Source organism: Candidatus Dorea massiliensis AP6, assembly GCF_964245105.1.
GTDB lineage: Bacteria > Bacillota > Clostridia > Lachnospirales > Lachnospiraceae > Laedolimicola > Laedolimicola intestinihominis.
The window spans coordinates 16,396-34,202 of the sequence record NZ_CAXTKW010000010.1 but is presented as its reverse complement, the minus strand read 5'-3'; the positions used below and the strand labels follow the sequence as shown (position 1 = coordinate 34,202).

15 protein-coding genes and 2 pseudogenes are annotated in these 17,807 nt (G+C 52.6%); all 17 read right to left on the bottom strand.

The window, feature by feature from the left end:
* Positions 1–35 precede the first annotated feature (35 nt).
* The 17 genes and pseudogenes from ACESZP_RS11200 to ACESZP_RS11120 all read right to left on the bottom strand — a co-directional run bounded on the left by ACESZP_RS11200 (position 36) and on the right by ACESZP_RS11120 (position 17,801).
* Entirely contained in the window at positions 36–401 is a 366-nt protein-coding gene (locus tag ACESZP_RS11200) for a cysteine-rich VLP domain-containing protein (protein WP_118592095.1), read from the bottom strand.
* Complete coding sequence (locus ACESZP_RS11195) at positions 398–610, bottom strand: transposon-transfer assisting family protein (protein ID WP_118592094.1); 213 nt, start codon at positions 608–610, stop codon at positions 398–400. Before ACESZP_RS11195 ends, ACESZP_RS11200 begins: the two co-directional genes overlap by 4 nt.
* Entirely contained in the window at positions 607–1,551 is a 945-nt protein-coding gene (locus ACESZP_RS11190; protein WP_118592093.1) for a hypothetical protein, read from the bottom strand. The genes ACESZP_RS11195 and ACESZP_RS11190 overlap by 4 nt, the downstream gene beginning before the upstream one ends.
* A gap of 3 nt (positions 1,552–1,554) precedes the next feature.
* On the bottom strand, positions 1,555–4,881 hold the full coding sequence (locus ACESZP_RS11185; RefSeq protein ID WP_499709106.1) for a YodL domain-containing protein: 3,327 nt from the start codon (positions 4,879–4,881) through the stop codon (positions 1,555–1,557).
* A pseudogene (locus tag ACESZP_RS11180) lies at positions 4,866–5,924 on the bottom strand (DNA topoisomerase); the annotation flags it as partial. The pseudogene ACESZP_RS11180 and the gene ACESZP_RS11185, both read right to left, overlap by 16 nt.
* On the bottom strand, positions 5,921–6,622 hold the full coding sequence (locus ACESZP_RS11175; RefSeq protein WP_170158610.1) for a DUF4366 domain-containing protein: 702 nt from the start codon (positions 6,620–6,622) through the stop codon (positions 5,921–5,923). The pseudogene ACESZP_RS11180 and the gene ACESZP_RS11175, both read right to left, overlap by 4 nt.
* Positions 6,612–6,869, bottom strand: a complete 258-nt coding sequence (locus ACESZP_RS11170; RefSeq protein ID WP_118592089.1) for a DUF4315 family protein — start codon at positions 6,867–6,869, stop codon at positions 6,612–6,614. Before ACESZP_RS11170 ends, ACESZP_RS11175 begins: the two co-directional genes overlap by 11 nt.
* A gap of 33 nt (positions 6,870–6,902) precedes the next feature.
* Positions 6,903–8,969: a CHAP domain-containing protein gene (locus ACESZP_RS11165; RefSeq protein ID WP_118742941.1), complete on the bottom strand. Its 2,067-nt coding sequence runs from the start codon at positions 8,967–8,969 to the stop codon at positions 6,903–6,905.
* Between the two features lie 38 nt (positions 8,970–9,007).
* Entirely contained in the window at positions 9,008–9,889 is an 882-nt protein-coding gene (locus ACESZP_RS11160; RefSeq protein WP_118592088.1) for a DNA-methyltransferase, read from the bottom strand.
* Positions 9,886–12,315, bottom strand: coding sequence for a VirB4-like conjugal transfer ATPase, CD1110 family (locus tag ACESZP_RS11155; protein WP_118592087.1), 2,430 nt, complete (start codon positions 12,313–12,315; stop codon positions 9,886–9,888). The genes ACESZP_RS11160 and ACESZP_RS11155 overlap by 4 nt, the downstream gene beginning before the upstream one ends.
* The gene (locus ACESZP_RS11150; protein WP_035290041.1) at positions 12,263–12,673 is read right to left on the bottom strand and encodes a PrgI family protein; all 411 of its coding nucleotides are present in this window, start codon (positions 12,671–12,673) and stop codon (positions 12,263–12,265) included. Before ACESZP_RS11150 ends, ACESZP_RS11155 begins: the two co-directional genes overlap by 53 nt.
* Positions 12,674–12,693: 20 nt before the next feature.
* Entirely contained in the window at positions 12,694–13,563 is an 870-nt protein-coding gene (locus tag ACESZP_RS11145; protein WP_118592086.1) for a VirB6/TrbL-like conjugal transfer protein, CD1112 family, read from the bottom strand.
* Between the two features lie 17 nt (positions 13,564–13,580).
* Positions 13,581–13,664 (bottom strand): annotated as a pseudogene (locus ACESZP_RS11140) (Maff2 family mobile element protein); the annotation flags it as partial.
* Positions 13,665–13,749: 85 nt separating this feature from the next.
* Positions 13,750–15,414, bottom strand: a complete 1,665-nt coding sequence (locus ACESZP_RS11135; protein WP_118603044.1) for a recombinase family protein — start codon at positions 15,412–15,414, stop codon at positions 13,750–13,752.
* A gap of 6 nt (positions 15,415–15,420) precedes the next feature.
* A complete protein-coding gene (locus ACESZP_RS11130) occupies positions 15,421–15,618 on the bottom strand; it encodes a hypothetical protein (RefSeq protein WP_118603046.1) in 198 nt (65 codons plus the stop codon).
* A gap of 241 nt (positions 15,619–15,859) precedes the next feature.
* Complete coding sequence (locus tag ACESZP_RS11125) at positions 15,860–17,197, bottom strand: virulence-associated E family protein (protein ID WP_172592828.1); 1,338 nt, start codon at positions 17,195–17,197, stop codon at positions 15,860–15,862.
* Positions 17,166–17,801 carry a CHC2 zinc finger domain-containing protein gene (locus tag ACESZP_RS11120; RefSeq protein WP_119346649.1) on the bottom strand — a complete coding sequence of 212 codons (636 nt, stop codon included), beginning with the start codon at positions 17,799–17,801 and terminating at the stop codon, positions 17,166–17,168. The genes ACESZP_RS11125 and ACESZP_RS11120 overlap by 32 nt, the downstream gene beginning before the upstream one ends.
* Between the last annotated feature and the right edge of the window lie 6 nt (positions 17,802–17,807).

Genomic DNA, 17,807 nt, shown 5'->3' with positions numbered 1-17,807 from the left:
CCGAAAAGCCCTGCAATCAAAGGCTTTTTTCGCCCCTACTGCGTAACAAGAGTACGCTTTTTTCTCATGCGCTCGGCTGCCTGTCTGCGGGTAATCCGCTTCCGACAGTCCGGGCAGTATTTGACGCTGTTAGAGGTGGACGCAAAGAACGTGCCACACACGGTACATTTCTTTCTGTCCTCGGTCTGATAGAGTTCCGCATAGAGCAGCTTATCAAGAGGAAGTACGGCAATCCGAAACCACTTACAGAGCAGGGAATAGGAAATGAGCTGCGGGCATACGCAAGTGTCCCCGTCGTCCAGTAAAATACAGTTGCCATTCTCGCAGTTGCAGCACTCCTTTTTCACAAGGGTGTTTACCTTGCGGCTTTGTCGCGACGACAGCCGCTTAATCCCGGTCATACTTCATCAGCAGGATAAACGGCAAGCTCCCTGTACTCGGCTTCGGTCAGCGCGCCTACTTTGAAAAGGGTGCGCTTTGCAAGCTCCCGTAATCCCGCGTCCATGTAAGGCAGCGCAGCGGTCATGTTCTCTATAAGCTGCGCCTTGCTTCCCTCATGGTAAATGCTCAAAAGGTTTGTTTCCTCAACAGTAAATCTATTCATGCTCATACCTCCAAATCGTGATTTTTTCTTTTTGCCGCTGCCTTTTTCGGGGCGGCTGTTTTCTTGTCTGCGGTAAGCTGCGCCCGGACAGAGGGGCGCGCTTTTCGGATATTCCGGCTTCTGTCCTCGCTTTTATCTAAAAATGCAAAAGTGCCATGTCTGCCCTCAATCTTAGAAAAAGAAAGTGTTTTGTATGGCAGCATAGCAAACAGACGGTCGGTGTCCTTTGTAGAAGCTAACTGCATAAAGTAAGGCGAAAGCTCCACCATGAAATGTGTTTTGTTGGGGCTGTTAGGGCTGTCCTGCCGCTTCATTTCCGCTAAAATGCGCTGTGCTTCGGCTTCAATCCGGCTGTCATGCAATACGGTAATATGCGCCTTGAAATCCCCCGGCTTTAAGCGGTCATAGCTGCGCTTTTCCTCCCGCATGAGAAAATGCAATGCTTCCGGGTCATTAGGCTGCGCTTCAAAGCGTTCAAACTTCCCAAGCTGCGGGTCGGGATTGCCGTCAAGATACTGTCCGGCGGGCTGCACCCGTTCTCCGTGCTCATAGAGCAGCGTGTAATTATCTACGGGTAATGCCTGTTCCTTAACGTGCCGGAAATGCTGCGGATAGTCAAGCTCATAGAGATTGCCTTTGATTTTTCCGTTTACAATCCCGGTCAGCTCCACCGCATAGGCAAGGACTTTATCGCGCGTCTGTTCCCCGTAAAACCGCCATGTGTTATGCTGTCTTGTGCCTTTTAGAAAAACGTCGCGCTCCCGGAAGCAGCTCGTCCCGGACGGACGGGAAAACCATAAAAGCCGCCTGTCCTCGGCTGTGGGGCTTGCCGCCGCTTTCTGTAAAATGTTTCTATCAAGGTCAAAATCATTCTGATAAAAAGCGGTATTTTGTTTCATAATCGCTTCAAGGGAAGCGATAACGTCCACATCTTCAAACTTATTCATAGGTCAGCTCCTTTCCAAATCCTGCGATTTTTGCTTCGTGGGTTTCTTCTTTCCCGTCCGTTCCTTATCCGCTTTGAGCTGCGCCCGGATAGAGGGCTTTTCTTTCGCTGCGGCTTTCTTGCCCCTGCCGTTTTCACGGTCGGTCTTAATCGCTTCGGCAAGGTCAGTAAGAGAAATAACCTCGCCCGCCTTTGCTTTCTGCTCCAGAGCGTCCACGGTCGGCGTCTGCGGCGTGTTGTTGATGATACCGTCAAAGTTATTGTCGTTCTGCTCGATAGTGTCCTCGATATGTTTTAACGGGTTAGCTTTTTCCGGCTGCTCGGCGGCAACGGCAAACGCCCGCGTACCGTTTCCCATAATCAGATATTTCCCGTCGTCGGATTGATGATGAAGTCCATACCCGGCTTCTTTCATCTGTTCAACACTCATATCCGATACATAAAAACTGCCGCGCGGCGTTTTAATCTGTTCCCCGGTCAAATGCTCGTCGGGGATAAGCTGCGGCTGTTTCTCCTGTAAAAACTCCGGCACGTTCTGAAAACCGATACTGTCTACATAGTGGGCGGTGTTCCCGCCATTCTGATGAAGCACCACAATATCGGAAACGGAAAGGCTGTGTCCCTTAAAATCTTTCGGGTGGTCGATATTGAAACGGGTATAAATATCTTCAAGGGAAGTTCCCGGTGCAAGGGGCGCGGTATAGATAAGCTCATAGTTTGCTCTCTCTACGGTGTGTCCCGCCGCCTGCAGGCGGTCGTAAGGCTCAAAGTGCAAGTCCCTTGTGGCGTCGCCGCGGGCTAACTGATAAATCCCGTAGCTGTCCTCTTTGCCATAGAGTAAAAGAGCTTCCTTTGTCGGCTCACTTTCCCGTAGCTGCTGCTTCATGGCGTTGTATTCATGCAGGGCTTCCCAAGTTTCCTTTTCTACACCGAACAAGCCGCCTTTTTCTGCGTGTTCCTGTAAATCGGTCAGACTGGTAACGGCTCCCTCGGTGCCGTCCTCATAGATACGGAAAACCTCGATACCGTCCTGTGTAAACAAATGCTCGGCGGCTTCCTGTTGCAGCGGAAACATACCGTCCCAAGAATAGCCGTAGTCCTGCATTTCTTTTATGCTGATAGAGGCGTCGGGTACGGGGATTTCCGGCTGCTCCTGCGGTGGTGCGTCTTGCCCGATTTCCTGTACCTCGGAAGTCTGCTCCTGTTCCTGTGCCTTTTGCAGCTCTGCGATATGTTCATCAATGCTGTTGATGATTTCCGCTGCGGTGCTGCGGATTGTTTCAAGAGAGCTTTTCAGTTCGGCAAGCTCCCGTCCGGCACTCCACCCGGCAACGTACCCAAAGGAATAGTCAGAAGTATCAAGCCCGTAATGCTGGCACACGGTATAGGCGATACTTTCTGCCTGTACTTCACGGGTGCGGCGGTCGGGTCTGTTCTCCAAGTCCTCCAACGGGGCGTTAAGGTCAATGTCGTGCAGCTTCGCATGGGCGATTTCATGGATAAGGGTTTTTAAGGTTTGCAGCTCGCTCATGCCCTCATCAAGTGCAATGCGCTTGTCCTCCAAGTGGTAGTAACCATGTGCGCCGCCCTCGATTTTTTCAAAGCCGACAGGAACAGGAGAAGTCTTTTCAAGGGCAGCGAAAACGTCCTTGTAATGCTCCACGTCCCCGGTCAGCATATTTACGGCAATATTGGGGATTTCCCTGCCCTCGGTCTGCGATACGTCAAAGACAGATACCACCTTAAAGGCGGGTATCGTGATTTCCTTTTCCTCGGTTACGGGCTTTCCGTCCTTGCCGATAAAGGCTTTTCCCGTCTGCGGGTCGATTTTCTCCATTTCTTTTTTAATCTTGAACGGCGACGGGGCAAGGATTTTGATACCCTTTTGTCCTTTCATCACGTTTCGTCCAAAGTTATTTTTCCATGCGGAAAATCCGGCGATAAGGGAAGCGTCGGGCTTTTGCATGGCGATCAGCAGCGTATTGTTAAAGCTGTAATTATGAAACTTTGACATGACGCGCAGATATTCCTTGTAACGCTCGCTGTCAAACAGTTCCGTAATGCCTTGCTCCAAACGGTCGGTAATCTCTTTGAGCTTTTCGGCGGGCTTCTCGCTCGTCAGCACGATAGGGATAACCGGGCGCGGCTCCTGCGGCTGCGCTTCGGGAATAGCTGCTGTCTGTACTGCCGGGGCTGCGTCCCGTTCGACGGTCGGCTGCGGATAGCTCATAATGCGGTATTCCTCCGGCACATCGCGCCCCTCAAAGTGTTTCTCCCATGCGTCGCCGCTTTCCACAAGATAGCCGTATTCCGTAAAGCTGCCTTTTTCCTGCGCGGCGGCGTTTCGTCCAAAGGCGATAGGGTCAATGCTGTTTTTCCATTCAGCGGGCATTTGCACCATGCCGGATTTGTTAAGGTAATAATCGCCCAATTCGCGGGGATTATGTACTTCGGGGATATGCACGAAAAAGTCCTCGTTATAGGTAAAGTCAATGAGCTGCCCGATATTCTCAAAACCGTTCTTTCGCTGCGTGGCTGCGTTCAGCGCGGCAATACCGGCAGCGTCAAGGGTTTCCAGTCGTGCCGCAAGAAAATTCAGCTCGTCCACCTGTGCCGCGCATACCATGTCATAAGGCAGGGCAATGTGCCTGTCCTCCCGGTCAGAGTAGCCGTGAATGAAAAAATCCTGCGGATTGTCAGTGGTAATGCCTACGCTTTGCATAGCTTTGTGAAGTTCTTTCTTTGTGGCGGGCATGGAAAGCCAGTAGCCGCCCGGTTCTCCCGTTTCAAAGCGGGTGCGGCTGTCAATCAGGATTGCAAATTGTTCCGTTTCCTGTCCCGGCTCGGTTCTCGGTGCAGCGGCGGGAATGTCGGCGGCGGGCTGCTTGATTTCCTCGCCCTCTACGGTGTAGCCCGGTAAGAGCTGCCCGTTTACCCTAAACTGTTCCGCGTATTCCGGCGGGATAGCCGGGGAGATTTCCGTAAAAAGTTTTTCATACGCCTTGATACGCCCATTCAGATATTTTTCCATAGCCGCCCGGTCAGCAAATACCTTTCTGTCCTGTCCGGCGATTTTCGCCTGTCCGTACCCGTGGGGGCTGTTGGTGTAGATGTTCCAAGACAGCGTATAGGAATACGGGATAGATTTCTGTGCTGCCTTGTCGTAGCGGGTATTTTCATACACATGGTAGCTCATTTTATATACCCGGTTGCTGATGGTGTGGCGGTCGTTGTCCTCGTCCTGCCACTTGTTCGCCGTATGCTTCACTTCGGGTATTCTCGCATACTCAATCGCCTTGTCAAATAGCAGGGTCTTGCGTGGTGGTCTGATACCTTTTTACTGTTCAGCACCTTTGCAATCTCCGGCGAAAAATCCGCGCCCTCCATAAAGGAAAGTTTCTCACAAAGCACCTTGATAATGCCCGTCGCTGTTTCTCCCATGTCGTCGGTCAGAAATGCGCTGTCCGTTCTCGGATAGGTCAAGAGCTTCTTTTCATAGAGGGCTTGCGCCAGGTCAAGGGTCTGCTTCGCGGTGTACCCGTAAATACGGTTTGCTTCCCGCTGTAAACTGGTAAGGTCAAAGAGCTTCGGCGGGGCAATGGTTTTCTTTTCTTTCACAAGGGAAGTACAGACAGCCGCCGACGCTTCGCAGGCTGCTTTCAGTCTGCTTGCTTCATCAGCGGCGCAGATCTTCGCGCTTGCCGCTTCTGCGCCGGGGAGAGTAAGGCGCACATGGTAGTAGGTTTCTTTCTGAAAGCCTGTAATCGCAGCGTCCCGGTCTACAAGCATTTTGAGGGTCGGGGTCTGCACACGCCCCACGTTCAAGGTCTTTCCATACAGGCAGGAGAAAAGGCGGGTCGCGTTAATGCCGATAAGCCAGTCAGCCTTTGCCCTGCATAGTGCGGAATGGTAGAGGGCGTCGTATTCCCGCCCGTCCTTCAGATTGTCAAAGCCACTTCGGATTGCTTCGTTTTCCATTGAGGAAATCCAAAGACGGGTAAAGGGCTTCTTGCAGCCCGCTTGATGATAGACAAATCGGAAAATCAACTCGCCCTCGCGTCCTGCGTCGCAGGCGTTCACGACTTCCGAAACGTCGGCGCGGTGCATGAGGTCTTTTAAGATTTTGAATTGTTTTCCCTTGTCGGCAGCTACGGTGTACTGCCATTCCTGCGGCAGAATGGGTAAGCTGTCATAGCTCCATTTCTTGTACTGTTCCCCATAGGCGGCAGCTTCGGAAAGCTGTACCAAATGCCCGATACACCAAGAAATGAGGTAGCCGTTTCCCTCGATATATCCGTCTTTTCTGCCCGTAACGCCAAGGGCGGCGGCAACCGCCGCCCCGACGCTGGGCTTCTCACAAATCACAAGTTTCATGCTTCCTCGTCCTCCTGTTCGGTATCTGCGCTGTCAGCTTCTTCCTCCGGCTCGTCCTCGTCGTATTCGTCAAAATCAAATTCGTCAAGGTCGGTGCCGCCTTTTACGCTCTGCTTCGGTTTCATAAACTTAACGTAGTAGAGGGCTGCGCCGCCGCCAAGAAGTCCCACAACAAGGAAAATGAGAAGCCCGCCCATGCTGTTTTTGGGTTTCTCCGGCTCTGCGGGTGCTTCCGGCTCGGCTTCCTTGCCTGTGCAGTTATTCATGGCTGCGGAGCAGACGGGGCAGGCGGTGTTTACTTCGCCCGCCTTGCATTTCTCGGTACAGTTGCAGACAGCCGGGGGCTGCTCGGTCTGTTCCTCCCCGATAATCGCCATAAGGTCGCTTTCGTCTACTTGATTTAGGAAGTGGACGGAATTTTCGCCCTCGGCTGCCCGGTCAACGATAATGTAAAAATAGTTGCCGCCTTTGCTTTTCACGACGATAAACTGCTTATCCTCGGCAGCGTCCCCGTCGATGTCGTCCACAAGGGTCATGTTGCCCTCCGGGGTAAGGGGCTGCGGTTCGGTTTCCACGATTACGCCGCTGTCGTCGGTTTCCTCTGTCGGGGTCTGCGCGTAGGCAGTAACGGAAAAGCCGCCCACAAGGACAAGGGCGGCGCAAAGTGCGGTAATGCTTGCAAGGATTTTATTCTTCATCTGCATTGTCCTCCTGTTCGTCATAGTCTGTGGGCATAGGGGCAATGCCCGGAATACCGTTGCCGGAAAGCATAGCGGTAAGCTCCTGCGGGGTCAGACGCATAGCGCGTACAAGCTGCACGATTTCAAGGTTTTCCGCTTCGGTTTTCTGTGCTTCCAGTCCGCGCAGCTTGTTCTGATACTCCGTGATTTTCTCACGGGTCTTTTGGATTTCCTTTTCAATTCTTTCGATTTTACTCATTGCCATAAATTTTTTCTCCTTTCGATTTTCAAAAATGTGTCAGTTCCAGTTCATCAGCCCGTACCCTTTGATACAGGCATAGTCAAGGGGATAGCTCTTAATCTTGCAGGCGTCGCCGGAATTGCCCTCCACGGTATAAACGCGGTTTGCGTCCCTGCCGATAACAAGCCCTACATGGTCTGCGCTTCCGTCTAAATCCCAGTCAAAAAAGATAGCGTCACCGGGGGCAATGTTCTCATAGCCCCGCGCGCCCCATTGCCCGTGAGAGGTAAACCACGGAATACCCTGCGACTGGCAGGCGGCAAAGCGCGGCTCGGAAAGTCCCCTTTGCCCGTAGCACCAGGACACGAAACAGGCGCACCATTCCACGCGGGAGTTGAAGCCGTACCAGCTCCAATACGGATAGCCGCCCACATTTCCGACTTGCTGCTTTGCAAGGTCAACGATAGCGGTATTACCGGGGCGCGTTCCGTTTACAAAGTCCACGCCGCTTAAATCCTCGGACGCGGAAGTGTCGGGAGAGCCGCCGCCAAAGATAAGGGGCTTGTTCCCGCTTGTCTGCAAGTACACCCGGTACATTTCCAGTTGTTCCGGGGGCAGATTATTTTCCGCAATGGTGGATAGCGGGGTGTTCGTCATCTTGACGTTTAAGATGTAATACTCATAAGGCACTTGTACCGTATAGGTGTCCGTATGCTCGTTGCCGTCCTCGTCTGTCCATGTGTCGGTGCGTTCTTCCTCCCGGTAGCGTATTTCCACTTCCTCGGTCAGCGTCAGCTTGTATTGCTGATTGAAAATCCGTTGTAATTCGCTCTGTACCTCGGCGCGGGTGTAGCTTTGGTATTTTGCGGTCAGATAGGACGCTAATTCGTGGGGGTTATGCCCGATATTTGCAAGGTCATAGCGGTACTCGTCATAGCCGGGGTGGGTGCTTTCGATAGCGTCAATCTCGTTTTGCAGCCCGCTTTCCAGTCCGGCATAGGCATTTTCCACTTCCACAAGGTCGCTGTCCTCGGAGGTATAAGACGTTCCAAGCACGCCGTTTAACGTGCCGGAAAACATTGCACCACAAGAGGACAGCCCGGACAGAAGCATAATGAAAAGTAGCAGCGCCCCGACAGCGATTGCCACGCCCGCCGGGTGTCTTGCCACAAACGCCGCTGTCTGCTTCGTTTTCTCGGCGGCTTTGGCTGCCGCTTTGCGGGTGCGTTCCGCTGCGCCCTTGATACCCTTTGCAGTATTGCGGGCTTCCTTTGCATACTGCTTTTTAATCTGCTGTTTCTGCCAAAAACGGGAAATAGGGTTACTGGTTAGCTGTGGGTTATCATGCAGGGTCTTATGATACTGAAAATCCACGTTTGCCTTGAAAGCAGCTTTTTCAGCCTTTGCCGCTTCCCGGTAGGGTTTCAGCTTATGGTTGCGGTAGCCCTGCTTGATTTTCCGCGCCCCGTACTTCAATCCCCGTTCTGCGGCTTCCTCGCTCTTGTGTGCGCCCTCCACTCCGGAATTATCCTTTTCGACAGAATGGATTTTGTTATGTACCAAAATCCCGGCTTCCTGTGTGGGGCGGGATAGCGGGTTGTGCTTCTCCTTAAATCCGGGCGGTTTGTCCTTTTCCTCAAAGTGCAGGCGGGTCTTGCCTTTCCCGGTGGTTTCGTCAAAGGTGCGCTCTTTTACCAGTTTCTTTTCTTTGGGGATAGCTGCCTTTGCCTTATCCAAGCGGTCGGCGGCTTTATCGGATTTCTTGATATACTTTTCAAGCTCCGGGGCAGCGCGTTCCTCGTCGGTAAATTGCAGCCGGGAAGATTTCGTCCCGGCGGTAGCTTCTGCCTGTGCCTTTCGTACCGCTTTTTTAGACGCTTTACGGGTATGGGCGGCTTCAATATGCTCCATGACGCGCTCCGTTTTGCCTGTGTCCGCTTTGGGGGCAGCTCCCGGCACATGGGGCAAGGGAGAAGTCGGGGAAGCTGCACCTTGTAGCTGCGCTGCGTCCTGTGCTGCCTGTTGCTCTGGCGTTTTCTGTAACTCTGCGTCCTGTGTCCGTTTGCTGATACGTTCTGTTTCGCCCGTCGTTTGATTTTCTGTGATAGCTCCGTCGCGGGTCATTTTCTGCGTGATTTTGTCACGGGGCTTTAATGGGTCTTTCAAGTGTTACCACCTCCAATCCGCGCCCCTGCAAGGGTACAATACTCGGCGTTCAGTTCAATGCCGATATAGCGGCGGTCAAGGCTTTTCGCTGCAAGCCCGGTGGTGCCGCTTCCAAAGAAAGGGTCAAGGACAACGCCGCCTGCCGGACAGCCCGCCAGTATGCACGTTTCCGCGAGCTTCGGGGGATAGGCGGCAAAATGCCCGCCCTTATACGGTACGGTATTGATAAGCCAAACGTCCCGCTTGTTCCTTGTGGTCGGCATAAGAGCGTCGTCATAATAGCCGCCGCTGCGGGTTTTATTGATACCCTGTACCTTGCCCTGTCCGGGTATTTCCTCGGCATATTTGTGTCCTGCGCCGCGCCCCTGCCGGTACCGCGCAGCCGTTCCCGGCGCAATCGGCTCTGCAATGGCGGCAGCGTCATAGTAATATTTCTTTGATTTCGTCAGTAAAAAGATATGCTCATAGCAGCGGCTCGGTCGGTCGCGGCAGCTCTCCGGCATAGGATTTTCTTTCAGCCAGATAATATCGCTGCGTAAATACCACCCGTCAGAGCGCAGGGCAAAAGCAAGCTGCCACGGAATACCGATTAAATCCTTTTGCTTGCAGCCCGCTTTCATGCCTGTGCCGCAGTAAGTGTCTGCGATATTCAGCCAAAACGTCCCGTCGTCTTTGAGTACCCGGCGCAGCTCCCGGAATACTTCTACAAGCCTGTCAATGTACTGCTCCGGCGTGTCCTCCCGTCCAATCTGTGCGTCAAGCCCGTAGTCCCTAAGTCCATAGTAGGGCGGGCTTGTGACGCAGCAGTTCACGCTTTCACTCGGCAGCTCCCGCAGGGCATAGAGGGCGTCGCGGTTGATGATTACGTCCGTTTTCATGGCTTGCTCACTTCCTCTGGCTTTGTCGTAAGCAGACGGTAAAGCTCGGTGTCGGTTGGGAAGCGGTCAATGAACGGCAGCACCACATTCCCGTAAAAGATAAGCCCCTCGCCTGCTTCGGTATGGGTTACATACTTCATCTGCTGCGGGGAGATGTTAAGCTGCTTTGCAAGGATAGCCCGGTCGCCCTGTGCCTGATTGAGCATGAGGACAAAATCAGAGTTTTCAAAGATATTCTCGACTTCGCGGCTGCTTAAAAGGTCTTTGACATTCTGCGTGATTGCCGTCGGTATGCCGCCCCATTTACGAAAACGCTTCCAAATCTCCACGCTGTAAGCGGCGGTCTGTTCTTCTTTGAGTAGCAAGTGAAATTCGTCCATGTAGTAACGGGTTGCCTTTTTTTCGGCGCGGTTGACAGTAACGCGGTTCCACACCTGGTCTTGCACAATGAGCATACCTAACTTTTTGAGCTGCTTTCCAAGCTGCTTAATATCAAAGCAGACAAGGCGGTTAGAAAGCTCCACGTTGGTACGGTGGTTAAAGACGTTCAGAGAGCCGGAAACATAAAGCTCCAATGCCGCCGCAATGCGGGCAGCTTCCGGCTCCGGCTGTTTCAGCAGTTCGTTGTAGAGGTCGCCCAAAATCGGCATTTTTGCCGGGTCGGGGTCTGCAAGGAAAGGTCGGTACACATTCCTAACGGCGCGGTCAATGACGGTCTTTTCCACGGGCTGCAAGCCCTCTTTGCCGCCGATAACAAGCTCGCAGAGGGAAAGGATAAAGTCGGATTTCAAGGCAAGCGGGTTGTCGTCCTCGGAGTAGTTGAGGTTAATATCCATAGGGTTCACATACTGGGGCTTGCCGTCCATGCCTTTTCCGGCAGGCGACAGGCGTATCACTTGCCCGCCCAAACGCTGCACAAGGGAAAAATACTCTGCTTCCGGGTCGCAGATGATAATATCGTCGTCGGTAATGAGAAAGGCGTTTGTCATTTCTCGCTTTGCCGCAAAGGATTTACCGCTTCCCGGTGTTCCAAGAATAAGCCCGTTTGGGTTTTTCAGTTGCTTGCGGTCGCAGAGTATCATGTTGTTTGACAGCGCATTTAAGCCGTAGTACAGGGCTGCGCCCCGCTGAAAAAGCTCCTGTGTGATAAAGGGAATGAAGATAGCGGTGCTTGATGTGGTAAGCCCTCTTTGAATGGGGATAAGGTTCTCTCCAAGAGGGATAGAGGACATAAAGCCCGCTTCCTGCAAATAGTCAAGGCGGGTCAGAGCGCAGTTATTTTTCTGTGCAAAGCCCGCCGTAGCGAATACGTCATTATCCAGTTTCCGCTTCGTGTCTGCCATGTTTACCACAAGGAACGTCAGCAGGAACATTCTTTCATTTCTGCTCTGTAAATCCTGCAACAGATTCTTTGCTTCGCTGCCAAAGGTGGCAAGGTCGGACGGAATTATATCCATGTCATACCCGCTGCGTACCGCTTTTTTCTGTTCCTCAATCTTCATCTTGTCGAGGTCGGTTATCTTGCGCTTGATAGTCTTGATTGCTTCGCTCTGGTCGATACTGCGGATATGCAGATTGACGATTATCCCGTTTTCAAGGTCGAGAATGTCCGAAAGCATACGGTCATTCAGCTCCGGCGCAAGGATTTCAAGGAACGATACCGCACCGAGTTTTCGCCCCATGCGGAACGTGCGCCCGTCGCCAAAACGGAACGAGGACGGGGCGATAAAGTCCTTTGTGGTAAGCCCGGACGGTACAAGCCAGTCCCAAGAGAAATGGAACGGCTCGCCCTCCGGGTGGAAAATCCCATGCAGTACGTTCAAGCGTTCCTGTCCGTTCATGGGGCGGGCGGTTACGCCAAGCACCTTAAAATTATTGAGTACGTCGGTTTCGATACGGGAAAGGCGGGCTTTTGCGGCTGCGAGATTGTCCGCTTCAATGGAAAAGGTAATGTACTTGCACTTTTCCAGTCCGTTGTTGCCTTTTTCAAGCTGATTTTTCAGCATATCCGCGTACTCCCTGCGGATAGAGTTAAAAGCGTCGTCCTGCGCCGGAATTTCGATAGCCGCCTGTGCCTTTTCCTTTCTTGCGCCCTGATTGATGAAAGAGAGCTGCACCGATACGGAAGCGTCAAAGTAGTTGAGAAAATCGCACCAGTTTTCAAAAATGGCGGTCTTATCATCTGCCTGTGCAAGCTGATAGTTAATATCTTCAAAGACAAGGCTTTTACTGTATTTCTTTTCCGTTACCCTGCAAATCCCGTCCGGGTACATCTGCAAGTAGGGAATGGTCTGTTGTGCGGTGTGGGGCTTCCCGTCGCCCTTTGCCGCCTGTATCACGGCGGCGATTTCTTTCTTTTCTGCGCGGGTCAGCTTACGCTTCACGGGATTTTTTACCGCGCGGGTCATGGTTTTTCGTTCTGCCATTGACAATAGCCGATACCTCCTTTTCCAGTTTTCGTTGTTTTTCTATGACGGCATAAAAATTTTCCGTCTGATAGGGGCGTTCCTTTGGTCGGATAAACTTTGTCTGAATGACGTTCTTTATCACGACTTCAAGGGGCTGCCCGTGTTTTTCATACATTGCCAAGAGGAAGCAGGGAAGCATAACGACAATCATTGCAAATGCCGCCATGCTTGTTCCCGCGCTGTCTTTGAGCAAAAAGAAAAGCGGTAGTCCCATAGCGAGGGCTGCCGCAAAACAAATGATTTGCCGCTTTGTCAGATTAAAAGCGACTTTCGTTTTGATTTTTGATAAGTCTTTGGGTACGGGTACATACGCCAAGTGAAAACCTCCTTTCGGTCTTAATGGGCATTAAAGATTGACTTCGCAAGTGCGCCTGTTTTGAATAGGGAGAAGCACAAAATCACGGTGTAGGCTGCAAGGGAGAAAATCGCGCTGTGCAGGTTGTCCGCTACAATCATGCTGCCAACCAAAACCGCATAAATGCCGACGCATATCATTATGAGGAAGCCTTGAAAACCGAGGGCGAACAGGGCTTTTAAGTAGTTGTTGCCTATCTGTCCCCACTCTCTGTTGGTCATAGTTGCAAACGGGATAGGCGATACCGAACAGTAAAGGTAAATTTCTATCATTCTGCCGTACAGGATAACCGTGATAAGCACCGACATGATTTTCATGCAAAGGCTCACAAGGCTTGTTTCCATAACGAGCAGTAACAGTTCGGGGATTTCCATAGCGTCAAGTCCGGCTTGCATGGACGAGAGGGCGGCGTCAACGTCGATATTCGTATTGCCGCCGATCACGCCCGCCGCGCCGGAAACAACGTGCTGCGCCATATCGAACACCGCCATTGTGATTGTAAAGGTGTGGGTAACGAGATACACCGCTACCCACGCCTTGAAAAACCACTTAAAGAACATGAACGTGTCAATATCGTGCATATTGTTCTTTTCCGTTATCATGCTGATAAGCTCCACGCATAGAACGTAGGTAATGACAAGCCCCGCAATGGGTACAATCACATTTTCCGACAAGCTCTGTATCATGGAAAATATGCCTGCGTTCCACCCCTGCGGGGTCTTGCCTACCTCTGCGGCGATAGTTCCGACTTTTTCGTTTACGTCCCCGAACATAGTTGACAGATTACCGTTAATGGCTCCAATGAGAATTTCCTTTATCCACTCGTTAATCGCGTCAAGTATGCTCTGCATAGGCAGTTACCCGCAGCTTAACCGAACAGGCCGGAAAGCAGAGGTACAAGGGTGCCGCCGATAAGGGCAACGCCGCCGCCCGCCATGAGCTGTTTTACCCCTAAATAGGAGTATAACCTTGCTCGATGGCGGGCGGCGTGTCAAGAAATATATGGAATTGTTTTAGAACCGCCCGGCGGGAACAGGTCAGGCCGTGACCTGTTCCACCTCCGGGATAGGTTTGAGATTGAAGTGAATTTCGATAGAAATGTGTCGTGTCTTATCGCTGTCGATGTGCTCATGGACAACGATTTCTTTAATCAGGCGGTTTAAGGTGGCTGCGTCCAGCTCCGTGATGTCGGCATATTCCCGAATGGCGTCCACCCATTGTTTGGCGTCCATCGCCAGCCGCATTTCATCAGCCAGCTTCTTGCGCCCCTGTGCAACCCGTTCTTTCAACTCGGCCTGTTCCTTTTGCGTCTTGTCCAGCATGAGATTGAAGTTGGCTTCGCTGATCCGCCCGGCAACCATGTCCTCATAGAGCCGCAGCACCATCTTTTCCAGAACCTCAATCCGTTCCTCGTCTTTTGTCAGGGAACGCTCCAACGCTTCCCGCTGGCCTTTCTGCTCGGCTTCGCAGGTGTTGGTCAGCTTCCCGGCAATGGCTTCCCCATCGGTCAGGGCAGCCTTGGCGCACTCCCGGATTTTGTTCAGGACAAGGTGGTAAAGGGTGTCGTACTCCACCCGGTGCTGGGTGCAATGGTTCTTGCCGAACGCCCCATAGGTCTTACAGGCGTAAATCTGCTGCGGGTGCTTGGCGTGGGTGGTGCGGATGGTCAGCGACTTGCCGCACTCGCCGCACTTGATAAGCCCTGCAAACAGGCTGGTTTCCCCGTCCTGCCGGGGGCGCTGGCGGGATTTCAGCTTGTCCTGCACAATGGCAAAACTTTTGCTGTCAATCAACGGTTCGTGCCGTTCCTCCACCACGATCCAGTCCTGCGGCTTCTTCTCGCCAATGGTGCCGATTTTGAAGCGGTAGTCCTTCTTTTGGGAAGCGATCGCCCCGGTATAAACGGGATTCATCAGGATGTCCTTTATCACGGAGAAGTCCCACATATACCGCCCGTTTTCCGGGTCTTTCTTTTCCCATTTGGTGCGGACATTGCGGAAGCCCCGTTCCCGGTTCCACCATGTAGGGCAAGGCACCTTTTGTTCTTCCAGCCTGCGCCGGATGAAGTTTGGGCCGTGTCCTTCCAGCGCCCAAAGGAAGATTTGCCGGACAATGGGGGCGGTTTCCTCGTCCACCAGCAGGTGGTTTTTGTCCTCCGGGTCTTTCCGATACCCAAAGGGAGCCACACAGCCGGTAAACTGGCCTTGCTGGGCTTTCAGAAGATACGAGGAATGTACCTTCTTGGAAATATCCTTGCTGTACATCTCGTTCAGGATGTTCTTGAACGGCGCAATGTCGTTGTTGTCCCGCATGGTGTCGATACCGTCATTCATGGCGATATAGCGGACGCCGTGACGGGGGAAGAAGTCCTCGATCAGTGTGCCGGTCTGCAAGTAATTTCGACCCAGTCTCGATAAATCTTTTGTTATCACAAGATTTATCTGCCTGCGCTCGATGGCTTTTAACATCCGTTTCAGGTCGGGACGCTCCATATTCAGCCCCGTGTAGCCATCGTCCTGATAGACTGCCACAACCTCCCATCCCTGCTTTTCGCAGTAGCTTTCCAGCATATCCCGCTGGTTGGCAATACTGGCGCTCTCCCCGTCAAGGTCATCGTCTTTGGAAAGCCTGCAATAGATGGCCGCCCGGAAGCTGCCCGCCAGAATTGCGTCCATGCCTGTGTATTCGTATCCGTTCATCATAACCGTTTACCCGCACAATCCAGACGGAACACGGTTCTTCTGAACCTCGTCTTTATTATATCCTAAATCTTGCGTTTTCGCAAGATTTTTCTTGCCGGTATTCTGCCCATATTTTTGGGCAATCAGGCTCACAAAGACATCCGCTGCGTCCAGCTCGCCGTCAAAAACTGTGGTAACATGAATCTCTGTTTTCGTTTTTGCCATAGGCAGTTATCCTCCATAATAGAATAGCCAGACAAGGAGAAGGTCGGCAACGAAGTCCGGCAACGGGCTTCAAAAAACCTCAAAACCATCTCTGTCTGGCGGTTTGGTTACAATTTATATTTTCTTTTATTTTTCTGTTGCTTTGGTTGCTGATAGGGGAAAAAGCCCGCAGTTACGGGGCTTTTCCCGGCAACCAGCCCGGCAACGGGAGTGCAACAAAGTCGGCAACGGGGTGGGATTTTCAGAAAGGAAGCTCCATCTGCTCTGTGACCTCCACAAATCCCTCCGGGATTTTTTCGGCTCCGCCCACGGTATCCGTTGCCGGGTTGTCACGCTCCCAGCCCTTCTGCCTGCCGTATTCCGGGAACATCCGGGGATTGGAAAAGTAGTGCCAGCCTGTGACACAGTGGTTCATAATGTCGTTGACCTCCCGGATTTCCCATTGTTTCGGCTCGTCAAAGGGGTGGTTCAGGGCTTCCCGGAAAAGCTGCTTGGAACACACCATGCTGCCGGTATAGCGGTCAAGGTAGGCTTGGATCATCCCGGCCTTGGTGTCCTCCGGCATGAAATCCCGCTGGTGTTCTTTGAGATAGCGCACCATTTCGGGGCTGAAAGACAGCTTAAAATCCCCGCTGCGGTAAATGGTCATGGCTTCCGCCCATAGCTGCTCCATGTAGGCTCTGGAAGCGGCTTCATCGTCCAAAATATGAACTTCCGCCTGTTCCGGGTACACCATGACCGGCAGAAAGCGCCGATTGCCGGAACGGTCAAGGGGAAGGAAGTCAAGGGCGTTGGAAGTGCCCCCGAACACACATTGTCGCAGCCTGTCCTCCGGGTGGGTTTCGTATGGGATTTTATAGACCTCCTTCTGTCGGCTCAAAAAAGACTTGATTTCCTCAATGCTCTTGGCGTTTGCGGTGGCGATCATCTCCGACATCTCAATAATCCAGTGGCCTTGCAGTTTGCGGTACACATTGTCATCGTCCAGCTTGCGAAGGTCATCGGAAAACCACTCGTCTTTCACGGCCAGCAGCCGGAAAAAGGTGGATTTTCCGGCTCCCTGACCGCCCACCAGACAGAGCATGACTTCAAACTTGCAGCCAGGATGAAATGCCCGGTGGATGGCTCCCAGCAGGAACAGCCGCAGGGCTTCATAGGTGTACTGGTCGCTGTCGGCTCCTAAAAAGTGGTGCAGACAGGTACGGATACGCTCGGTTCCGTCCCATGAAAGGCCGTTCAGGTAGTCCCGGATGGGGTGATAGCCATTTTCGTTGGCAACGATCCCGATGGCGGCGGCAATCTTCTTTTCGCTGGTCAGCCCATAGGTTTCTTCCAGATACAGGAGCAGATAGTTCATATCCGTGTCGGTGATAGCGGTGCCGGTACGGTGGTAGCCAATGGGCTTGATGATGTCAGTGCGCTCGGTCAAGAGGTTTTTGGCGATTGCCCCGGAAAGCAGCGGGTCATTCTGAAAGACGGTCAAGCAGTTGCGGATACTGTTGCGGACGCCGCCTTTTTCGGTGCTTTCCAGCATGGCTTTGACTTCCTCAACGCTCCGGGGCGGCGGTGCTTCTTGCATGGTCTGTTCTGCGGCCTGCCGTATCTCCGGCGGCAAGCTCTGCCATTCGTCTTTCAAGATTGCTCACTTCCTTTCCACAGTCAATGATAAGGGTTGCCCGTTCCTCCATGTCCGGGGAGAGCAGCACATCCAGCAGATAGTCCACATAGTCCTGCTTTTGCAGGGCTTCTACAAACAAAGGGTGGAAATCCTCATCCGGTGTCTTTGGGGCATAGTCCCGTTTCCAGCGGCACAGCAGGTTTCGATAGTCGCACAGCACCCGGAAGCAGTACCGCTCCATGCGGCGGAACCGTTGTTCCGGGGTTTCCTGCGGTGGTTTCCTGTGGCTGGGCGGCTCCTTGTCCTCATAGGGGATGGAAAACGCCTGCGCCAGCATAAGGGCGGCTTCCTTGGGGCTGACAGCTTCCAGACGGGAAACAAAGTCGATCACATCCCCGTCTGCCTGACAGCCGAAACAGTGAAAGCGCCGGTCAACCTTCATGCTTGGGTTTTTGTCGGCGTGGAAGGGACAGACGCACATCCCGTTTCGTCCCACCCGGATTCCGAAATGCTCGGCAGCCTGCCGGGTGGTAACAGACTGCTTGACAGCTTCAAATACATTCAACTAAAT

What these genes read in the sequence shown, in the direction of transcription:
- ACESZP_RS11200 (WP_118592095.1), bottom strand. Translation starts at nt 401, where the DNA reads ATGACCGGGATTAAGCGGCTGTCGTCGCGACAAAGCCGCAAGGTAAAC.
- ACESZP_RS11125 (WP_172592828.1), bottom strand. Translation starts at nt 17,197, where the DNA reads ATGCAAGAAGCACCGCCGCCCCGGAGCGTTGAGGAAGTCAAAGCCATG.
- ACESZP_RS11155 (WP_118592087.1), bottom strand. Translation starts at nt 12,315, where the DNA reads ATGGCAGAACGAAAAACCATGACCCGCGCGGTAAAAAATCCCGTGAAG.
- ACESZP_RS11145 (WP_118592086.1), bottom strand. Translation starts at nt 13,563, where the DNA reads ATGCAGAGCATACTTGACGCGATTAACGAGTGGATAAAGGAAATTCTC.
- ACESZP_RS11175 (WP_170158610.1), bottom strand. Translation starts at nt 6,622, where the DNA reads ATGAAGAATAAAATCCTTGCAAGCATTACCGCACTTTGCGCCGCCCTT.
- ACESZP_RS11130 (WP_118603046.1), bottom strand. Translation starts at nt 15,618, where the DNA reads ATGGCAAAAACGAAAACAGAGATTCATGTTACCACAGTTTTTGACGGC.
- ACESZP_RS11160 (WP_118592088.1), bottom strand. Translation starts at nt 9,889, where the DNA reads ATGAAAACGGACGTAATCATCAACCGCGACGCCCTCTATGCCCTGCGG.
- ACESZP_RS11135 (WP_118603044.1), bottom strand. Translation starts at nt 15,414, where the DNA reads ATGATGAACGGATACGAATACACAGGCATGGACGCAATTCTGGCGGGC.
- ACESZP_RS11165 (WP_118742941.1), bottom strand. Translation starts at nt 8,969, where the DNA reads ATGACCCGCGACGGAGCTATCACAGAAAATCAAACGACGGGCGAAACA.
- ACESZP_RS11190 (WP_118592093.1), bottom strand. Translation starts at nt 1,551, where the DNA reads ATGAATAAGTTTGAAGATGTGGACGTTATCGCTTCCCTTGAAGCGATT.
- ACESZP_RS11195 (WP_118592094.1), bottom strand. Translation starts at nt 610, where the DNA reads ATGAGCATGAATAGATTTACTGTTGAGGAAACAAACCTTTTGAGCATT.
- ACESZP_RS11170 (WP_118592089.1), bottom strand. Translation starts at nt 6,869, where the DNA reads ATGGCAATGAGTAAAATCGAAAGAATTGAAAAGGAAATCCAAAAGACC.